Source organism: Chroococcidiopsis sp. (assembly GCF_051657925.1).
Lineage (GTDB): Bacteria > Cyanobacteriota > Cyanobacteriia > Cyanobacteriales > Chroococcidiopsidaceae > Chroococcidiopsis.
This window is the reverse complement of sequence record NZ_JBOFLP010000336.1, coordinates 1-8,216: the sequence shown is the minus strand read 5'-3', so window position 1 is coordinate 8,216 and position 8,216 is coordinate 1. Positions and strand designations below refer to the sequence as shown.

General features: G+C 43.8%; 7 protein-coding genes and 2 pseudogenes. 2 read left to right on the top strand and 7 right to left on the bottom strand.

Annotated elements, in window-relative coordinates; all coding sequences use genetic code 11:
• The 3 genes from ACRC32_RS26715 to ACRC32_RS26705 form a co-directional block, all read right to left on the bottom strand.
• The coding region (locus ACRC32_RS26715; RefSeq protein WP_438556815.1) for a reverse transcriptase/maturase family protein at positions 1 to 502 on the bottom strand (502 nt) is incomplete at its 3' end.
• A gap of 596 nt (positions 503 to 1,098) precedes the next feature.
• Positions 1,099 to 1,263 (bottom strand): HNH endonuclease, encoded by a 165-nt coding sequence (locus tag ACRC32_RS26710; protein ID WP_438556814.1) that lies wholly within the window; start codon positions 1,261 to 1,263, stop codon positions 1,099 to 1,101.
• A gap of 115 nt (positions 1,264 to 1,378) precedes the next feature.
• Positions 1,379 to 1,681 (bottom strand): hypothetical protein, encoded by a 303-nt coding sequence (locus ACRC32_RS26705; RefSeq protein ID WP_438556813.1) that lies wholly within the window; start codon positions 1,679 to 1,681, stop codon positions 1,379 to 1,381.
• Positions 1,682 to 1,786: 105 nt separating this feature from the next.
• Here ACRC32_RS26705 and ACRC32_RS26700 point away from each other — a divergent pair.
• Positions 1,787 to 2,443 (top strand): annotated as a pseudogene (locus ACRC32_RS26700) (GNAT family N-acetyltransferase); the annotation flags it as partial.
• Between the two features lie 30 nt (positions 2,444 to 2,473).
• Here ACRC32_RS26700 and metK read toward each other — a convergent pair.
• From metK to ACRC32_RS26685, 3 genes are all read right to left on the bottom strand, one after another.
• On the bottom strand, positions 2,474 to 3,655 hold the full coding sequence (metK, locus tag ACRC32_RS26695) for a methionine adenosyltransferase (RefSeq protein WP_438556812.1): 1,182 nt from the start codon (positions 3,653 to 3,655) through the stop codon (positions 2,474 to 2,476).
• A gap of 29 nt (positions 3,656 to 3,684) precedes the next feature.
• Positions 3,685 to 6,681, bottom strand: a complete 2,997-nt coding sequence (locus tag ACRC32_RS26690) for an HAD-IC family P-type ATPase (protein WP_438556811.1) — start codon at positions 6,679 to 6,681, stop codon at positions 3,685 to 3,687.
• A gap of 164 nt (positions 6,682 to 6,845) precedes the next feature.
• Entirely contained in the window at positions 6,846 to 7,361 is a 516-nt protein-coding gene (locus ACRC32_RS26685) for a DUF5132 domain-containing protein (RefSeq protein ID WP_438556810.1), read from the bottom strand.
• A 180-nt stretch (positions 7,362 to 7,541) separates the two neighbouring features.
• On the opposite strand from ACRC32_RS26685, the gene ACRC32_RS26680 reads away from it, so the two are divergent.
• Complete coding sequence (locus tag ACRC32_RS26680) at positions 7,542 to 7,784, top strand: hypothetical protein (RefSeq protein WP_438556809.1); 243 nt, start codon at positions 7,542 to 7,544, stop codon at positions 7,782 to 7,784.
• Positions 7,785 to 8,102: 318 nt separating this feature from the next.
• Here the strand turns inward: ACRC32_RS26680 and ACRC32_RS26675 are convergent.
• Positions 8,103 to 8,216, bottom strand: a pseudogene (locus tag ACRC32_RS26675) (IS5/IS1182 family transposase); the annotation flags it as partial.

Genomic DNA, 8,216 nt, shown 5'->3' with positions numbered 1-8,216 from the left:
AGCGATCTATTCGGTCGAAAAAGGCGCAGATATCTCCTTCGATAAACCACTTGACTCCTTTCCACTGACGGGTGATTTCATGCAAAGCAGAATGACATCCTCTTCCCGCTCGAAATCCATGTGAATGAGTGCTAAACTGTGGCTCGTAATATGCTTCCAATAGAGAGCGAATTACTTCTTGCAACAATTTATCAGACCATGATGGCATTCCCAGTGGGCGGCGTTTGCCGTTGCGCTTCGGAATGTAGATGCGTCTTACAGGCTTCCATCGATAGCGCTCTTGCCGCAGTGCCGCAATGATTCTATCAATTTTGTCCAGTGACATTTGGTCTACTGTTTCCGACGTTGCACCAGGAGTCATTGCGCCTTTGTTGGCATAAAGTTTACCATAGGCGCGTAAATATAGCTCGCGGTTGTAAAGCTGTCGGTAGAGCCGCTCTAACGGCAATCCCCGTTGTCCTCGCTCTCGAATAATGTTCAACACTGTTGTGGCATTTCGCATCTCGCGTACCTCGCAATTGTTGACATTCAGTCCACCTGTTCCACTTTGCCCTGTGAACGGCTCTCCCGTTCGCCTTGGTGGGTCGCGACTCCCACGACTACTATTGGAACTCCGTCACCATAGGACTCGCGTCCCGTAGGCAATCCCGTGTTTCGTCATTGAGAAACGTATAGAGCAACTTAGGCTTCCTACTCATATCCTTGAATGAGTTCGCTACTCATCGCCCATCGGTCAGGGCGTACCATGAACAAAAGCTGAATTCATGGCTACCAATGGCATCGGCGTACAGACGTGCTACCGAAGGATGTGACAGTTCCACCGCTGGATATTAGGATTTAAGCAGTTTAGCTTTAGCCATATCGCTCAGGCGTTGCAGGACTGTAACATACACGTCTTCTGTTACTTCCCGCTTTACATACATGCTCTTGTCCCCCTTCTCTTTCGAGTTAAGGTTAGTTGTTCGCCTTGGAGTCAGTTACCCTGAACTCCAGCCAACTAGGTTGGCGATTTACTCAATGCGCGTCACGGCGCACTCTTTAAATTCACACGGCTCCTCAATAGCTTAGTGTTTGTCAAACATACCTCGAAATTCCGAGTCAAAAAGGATTGAGGTTGAGATAATCCTCGTCTATCTCTGGAATTTTCAGGGCAACACGATCTGTTGCCGTTTTGGCATCATGGCAATGACCGCGGAGTAGTTGAAGGTTGTTATAACTATCCTTACCAGCTTTTGAGCAGGGGATCTTATGGTCGAATGGCACTAAGAAAAGCCGAAACACTTGTAGCCTAAGCAGTTTGCAGTTGTTGCCGTAATTCGTGCGCCCGGTTTGGTCATTAAAGGGTAAGATGAGCGGGCGACGTTTACGGACTCGTGGTTCACTGCGAGAGCGGGCGTTCTGGAACAGCCTTGTGAACAATAACTTTAAGTAAAGTGCGATAAATCTGCTCTACTTTTGTTGAAGATGTAGTTAATAATTGAGTCATAAAGTTATTGAAATGATGACGAGTGCCTTGCAGTGATAGGCTTAACGGCGAAGTCTCGTAAGTAGTGCCTGCCGACCACATCAAGCCACAGAGCAGATTGTCAGCCAGTAAATAAACATATTGTACATCTGATTCCACTGTCTGGAGCAAGGCACAGCGATGGCGTACCCGCCTGCCGTAGGCGATCGCTTCCATGACGCTGCATCAAGGACGACCGCCTGACCCCTCCTCCACTGTTCAATAGCTTTCAAAGCTGTAGACCTGATTCCGTATAGCTTAGAGCTTTTCTTAGTGCCATTCGATATTAATCCCTTGTTGGTGCAGCCAGGGAAGCAGGAGAACAGAGCGATCGCCCTTGATGCTCGTGTTGTCCTCCACAAAGCAACTGTAACAAAGGACAAATTGCCGAAACCAGCGATTCGCCCTTATCCGACTCAATACGTTTCACCCTGGCAGATGAAAGATGGTACAAGCATTACTATCCGTCCCATCCGTCCCGAAGACGAACCGCTGATGATTCAGCTTCATCAGACATTATCGGAGGAAAGCGTTTATTTCCGTTACTTCCATTTAATCAAACTCAGTCTACGAGTTGCTCACGAACGATTAACTCGGATGTGTTTCATCGATTACGATCGCGAGATGGCACTGATAGCCGACTACAAAAATCCGCAAACCCAACAACACGAAATTTTAGCAGTTGGACGGCTGAGCAAATTGCACGATACAAATGAAGCTGAATTTGCCATGTTAGTGAGCGATCGCTTTCAGTGTAAAGGATTGGGGACTCAGTTATTGCAACAACTGTTGCAAGTAGGTCGTGACGAACGCCTCGATCGCATCTGTGCAGAGATTCTCAGAGAGAATGGAGCCATGCAACGAGTGTGTGAAAAACTCGGTTTCCATATTTCTCCCACGGAAGATGCTTCTGTAGTCAAAGCAGAGATCGTTTTGTAATTTGTCTCGTTCATAAGTTGCTTCTGTAACCTAAAATAGGTCAACTTTATCAGTAACTTCCCAAGGTAACTTGACATCTATTCTGCCAACATGACCGTAGGCAGCTAATTGTTTGTAAAAACCACCTTTAGTCAGTGAAGGTAGGAATCTTAAATTAAATTGTTTGATGATTCCAGCCAACCGAAAATCAAAATATTGCTCTACAAGTTTAGTAATTTCTTCATCAGTAACTTTACCAGTGCCAAAAGTTTCTACCTGAATACTGACAGGTCTTGCTAGTCCGATAGAATAACTTAATTGCACTTCACACTCATCAGCAAGCCCTGCGGCTACAACATTTTTAGCTGCATAACGAGCTGCGTAGGCTCCGATTCTATCTATTCTAATTGGGTCTTTACCGCTTAAAGCTGAGCCGCTATGCTTGGCATATTCTCCATAGGTATCTACATCATTTTTTCTTCCCGTCACCCCAGAATGTAACGCTGGACCACCGCCAATAACTAATCCATCAGGGTTAATAAATATCCTGGTTTGGGCATCAGGTCTAATTTCTTCATCTTGAAATACAGAGTCGATAACTGTGGCGCGAATATCGTCTTGAAGTTGGTTTAAATCGGGCTTTGATGAGCTATTTTGACTAGCAATAACGCTGATACTATGAATTCTGTATGGTTTGCTATTTCTATATTCAACTCCTACCTGAGTTTTGCCATCAGGCGCAAGATATGGTAGTATGTTTTGTAGCTTGACATGAGTTAGTTGTCTTGCTAACTTATGCGCTAGCCAAATCGGTAACGGCATCATAGATGAAGTTTGACGGCAAGCGAAGCCAAAGACATTGACAATGTTTTTGACAGGAATTTGCTCTATTTCCTCATAAGATAGATTTTTTTCATCAAACCGATCTTTGTCTAGAGGCAATTCCCTCAGACTAGTCAAAATACTACAAGTTTTGCCGTTGAATTCAAACCGATCGTAGCCAACGCGATCGATAACTTGTCTAGCTACATTTGTGAAATCTACATTAGCATTCGGTTCAAATCTGGCGGCGATAAAGACAATGCCCGTAGAGACAGCACATTCTGTAATTACCCGTGAATAGGGATCTTGTTGTAAAAAACGGTCTACAATCGCATCGCTAATTAAATCGCAAAGTTTATCGGGATGTCCTTCAGTTACCGACTCAGATGTAAACATGAAGTCTTTTTTCATTGACTTTTACCTTGCTATAGCCCCCTTTTTTAAGGGGGGTTGGGGGGATCTTTTCTGCCGTAGTCAAAAAGTAAATCGACCTGAGTATTTTTCGTGCTTTCGTTCGCTAACAAAGGCAATAAAGCACTAGCTCCAATGACAGTACCATCTAAAAGATCGATCGGTGTAATTTTTAAAATACTCCTCAACGGTGGAAGGCTTAAAGCCAGCACTTGTAGGGCAAAAGAGCCGACAAGCGCCATATTTAAGTATTGATTGTTCGGCAAATTGATTTGACTAAAAATGCTATGTGTTTCCGAACGGCAGCTAATTGTATGCAGGAGTTGCGCCGATGTCAGGCTCATAAAGGCAATTGTGCTTGCTTGCTGTCCGACACCATATCTCAAAATGCCATAACCATAGGCTCCCAAGGTACACAGAGATATTGTTGCTGACTCAAAGGCGATTCTACTAAAGTCTGAATTTTTAATAATTGGCTCTTGAGGACTGCGAGGCGGTTGACTGAGGACGTTGGGTTCTGGTGGTTCCAAGGCGAGAGCCAACCCAGGAAAGATATCTGTGACTAAATTCAACCACAAAAGTTGAATTGCATTTAAAGGTTCGCCTAATCCCACTGTTGTTGCAGTCGTCATCACCAAAATTTCGCTGAGGTTGGTAGATAGGAGAAAATGCACGGATTTTCTGATGTTGTTGTAGATCGTCCGTCCCCGACTCACAGCAACAATCATCGTTTCCAACCTGTCATCTTCTAAAATGATATCTGCTACTTCCCGCGCTACATCCGTTCCCCCTTTACCCATTGCTACGCCAACTTCGGCTGCTTTGAGCGCTGGAGCATCGTTAATGCCATCCCCTGTCATTGCCACCACTTTTCCCGCTGCTTGCAAAGCTTGGACAATTTGCAGTTTATTACTGGGACTGATACGGGCAAAAACGTCAACTTTATCAACGAGTGCTGTGAGTGCTTCAGGCGTGAGGCGATCGAGATGAGTTGAATCGAGAATTTCTAGTTGTTCGTCTTGACTCAGTTGCAATTCTTTGGCGATCGCATAAGCAGTTGGGCTTTGATCTCCGGTGATCATAACTGTATCAATTCCAGCTTGATGAAAGTCTCGCATCAGCTCTTTGGCTCCAGCTCTAATCGGATCTGCCATCCCCACTAGCCCCAACCATGTCAATTCTTGACGATCGCCATTCTCAATTGCTGAAGCATAAGCTACACCCAGTACCCTCAACGCTTTCCCTGCCATGCGATCGTTTTCAATTTCAAATGCTTGCCGATCTGCTTCTGTTAGCGGTACGAGTTGCCCGTTTTTCCGCCACCACTGACAAATTTGGACGACTTCGGTGGGACTGCCTTTGACAGCAACTAACCGATCTGCCGCATCAATAGCATGAATTGTACTCATGTAGTTGCGATTTTCCGATCGCACTTGAGTTTGTAATAGCCGATATTTTTGCTTGAGCGCGATCGCATCGACTCCAGCGGCGATCGCCAGATAAATTAAAGCATTCTCCGTTGCCGAACCTGTAACTACATATTCGCTTCCTTGTTGGCTAACTTGACTTTCATTACACAAAACCGTGACGTGAATCAGCTTCAATAATTCATCACAGGCATAGGGATTAATGTTTTCCGATCCAGCCATAAATTGACAGTCATTTACTTGAATTTGTCTGTTATCTGTATGGATCTCGACGACTGACATCGTATTTTCAGTAATCGTTCCGGTTTTATCGAGGCAAATTGTCTGTACCGAACCCAAAGCCTCCACCGCGCTGAGACTGCGGACGAGGACGTTATGCTGGCGCATATCTTGAATGCCTAACGCTAGAGTTGTCGTGGCGATCGTCGGTAGACCTTCGGGAACGGCTGCAACTGCTAGGGATATAGAAGACTTCAGCATTTGTAGCAACCCGTATCCCCGCAAAACTCCAATGCCAAACACAAAGCCGCAAATTCCCAAACTCAACAAAACTAACTGAGTGCCAACTTCGTCTAGTTGTCTGGCTAGGGGTGTTTCTGTTGCCGTCGCTGCGTCAACTTGTTGTTGAATTTTACCCATTTGAGTAAACCCGCCTGTTGCCACAACCGCAGCCAATCCTCGACCACCAGTGACTACAGTGCCTTTGTAAACCATGTTGAAGCGATCGCCCAAAGGGATATCTTCACCTGTGAGGGATGCAGTTGTTTTCGTGATGGGTAAACTCTCTCCGGTTAGGGCGGATTCATCAACGCTCAGGTTATCGGCTTCGAGCAGTCTAGCATCTGCGACTACATAACTCCCTGGTTTCAGAACTAATATATCTCCTAAAACAACATTTTCTGTGGGAATTTCTGTTTGAGTGCCATTTCTGATCGACCAAGTTGATGCTGGTTCGCGGCTTTTTAGGGAATGAACGATCTTTTCGGATTGGCTTTCTGTGGCATAACCTATAGCCGCATTCAGACCAATAACACCGATAATTACCAAAGCATCGACGAATCCTCCCGTGAAAAATGAAATTCCAGCAGCAACACCCAGCAAACCAACTGGCAAAGATTTAAACTGATCGAGTAGTATTTTGAGATCGGAGCGAATCGCTGATTCGGGTAGAGCATTCAGTCCATATTTCTGTAATTTTTCAGCCACAGAATCGTCAGACAATCCTGTTATTGGCGATGTCTGCAATGTCTCTAGAACGGAATCTACTGCCATTAAATGCCAGTCTTGGGTTGTTCGCTTTTGCGTATTAGTCGTGGGTTGAGGCGATCGCTCTATATTTTTTGTTAAGTTTATTTTCGGGAATTTTTGATTGTACTCTGTCACGATTTCTTCAATTAACGATTTTATCTCGATTGCATCAATTGAAGAATCAAACTTAACTAGAAGATTGCTCGTCAGAATATTAGCAGAAACAGATATAATTTCTGAGTGAGTGGCAAGCGATCGCTCTAGGTGTAGTTTCAAAGCTTCCGAGCGATAAAGTTCTTTAATTTTAAACCTAGCTCTACCTTCGATCGCAGTATGGATTGCTTGCACCACAAACTTTTTACCCCTATAAAAATGTTAAAAAATTGGTGCTTAAACAAAATTTAATTTATTCTTAACTATCTATTACGAGAGATGGTATTCGATCCCCTACAATTGAATTTTACTATCTATTATAGGAAAGGTGAGCATTACCTCCTCTACTTTTACTATGACAATTATTCGGGTTCGTTTAGCTTGATAAAAGTATCAAATGCATACCATGCCAAAGTGTACCAAGGAATTTCGTCAAGCTCTAGCCCTTTGGTCAGTATTTGGCGGAGGGCAAGCGCACCTAATCCCGCCGGTACGAGTAAACGCAGATCGACAACTCCTGCTGTTGTTTGTCTAATTTGCTCGTTGAAGCTAAATATTACATTTATTAATTCTTCAGCGATCGGTGATTTTACATTTGAAAGCTGGTTCTGATTCGCTGTAGAATTTGTTTCTGCCTGCGATTGTGCAGCTAATTCAGCTTGTACCTCTACAACTAAATCTTCCACAATTTCTTGAGTATGAGCTAATGCTTCCTTAACTTTTTCAGAAATAAAGATTGAGTTTTTGAGTGCAGCTTTGCCTAGAGGAGTATTAACTCCCGCAGCTAAAGGTAAAACAATTGGTGCTAGAATTAGTGCAGTAATTGCTTCCAAAACCTGCTTGATTTTAACTTCTTCGGACTCTAATTCAAGTGTCATTTCAAAATTACCTGTGAGTCACATACATTTAGTTGGAGATATTTCAATTTTAGGTAGATAGTATGACAAAAACTGACAAGAATTGGATTTGCAAATAGTTGGATGAGTTCGCCATCATCAATTTATTGCAAACAGAACGAGCTTAGCTAAAAATTAGCAAAATGTTACTATCAACAGCTTTTGACCTTGCCCGTAAACCTTTTAGTATGGTTTCTTAACATTATTAGTTATCGCGGCTGGCGGAAAATGGCTTTTCGCAATTCCTCTGCGCCTAGCAGGAGTGGCGGACAGAATAGCAAGAGCAACCATTGCCAGTTAGTTAGAGGTGCTGTGGTAAAAATATTACTCAGTGTAACCCTGCTTTCGCCGCCGCCACCAACAGCGCCGCTTCTGTTGGATCGCCAATTTCCTGCCAACGACTGAGTGCAGTCAGGAAAAGCGATCGCTGTTGTGTTTTGTCAGATTAGCGATCGCGCTACAAGTAAGATGGGTAAACTGCGCCTTTTTCGGAAGATGGTTAATTGAATGCGATCGCATTTAGTTTTAGAAAGATGTGGAGAGATGTTAGCAACATTTCACGAAGCGCTCGTGCTTGGAAATAGTTTTATAGATAAAACAGACTAAAACTTTTAACTTCTGCTTTTGTTTGAAATTATTGTGCAGAGAAACTCTGTACGTAGTGAAGAGATCCTGAAATTTCCAGCACACCTATTTTGTTAGAGCTGATTTATAAAGTAAGACTTAAGCGGTTAGTCGTCTCAGCATCAGCCGCACCATAGCAGCATAAACCATAGACTCGCTTACTTCCGATAACAGTTCATAATCCTTGCTTAAACGCCGATAACGTCCTAACCA

Coding starts and splice junctions, on each gene's coding strand:
- ACRC32_RS26705 (WP_438556813.1), bottom strand. CDS start 1,681: ATGGAAGCGATCGCCTACGGCAGGCGGGTACGCCATCGCTGTGCCTTG.
- metK (WP_438556812.1), bottom strand. CDS start 3,655: ATGAAAAAAGACTTCATGTTTACATCTGAGTCGGTAACTGAAGGACAT.
- ACRC32_RS26685 (WP_438556810.1), bottom strand. CDS start 7,361: ATGACACTTGAATTAGAGTCCGAAGAAGTTAAAATCAAGCAGGTTTTG.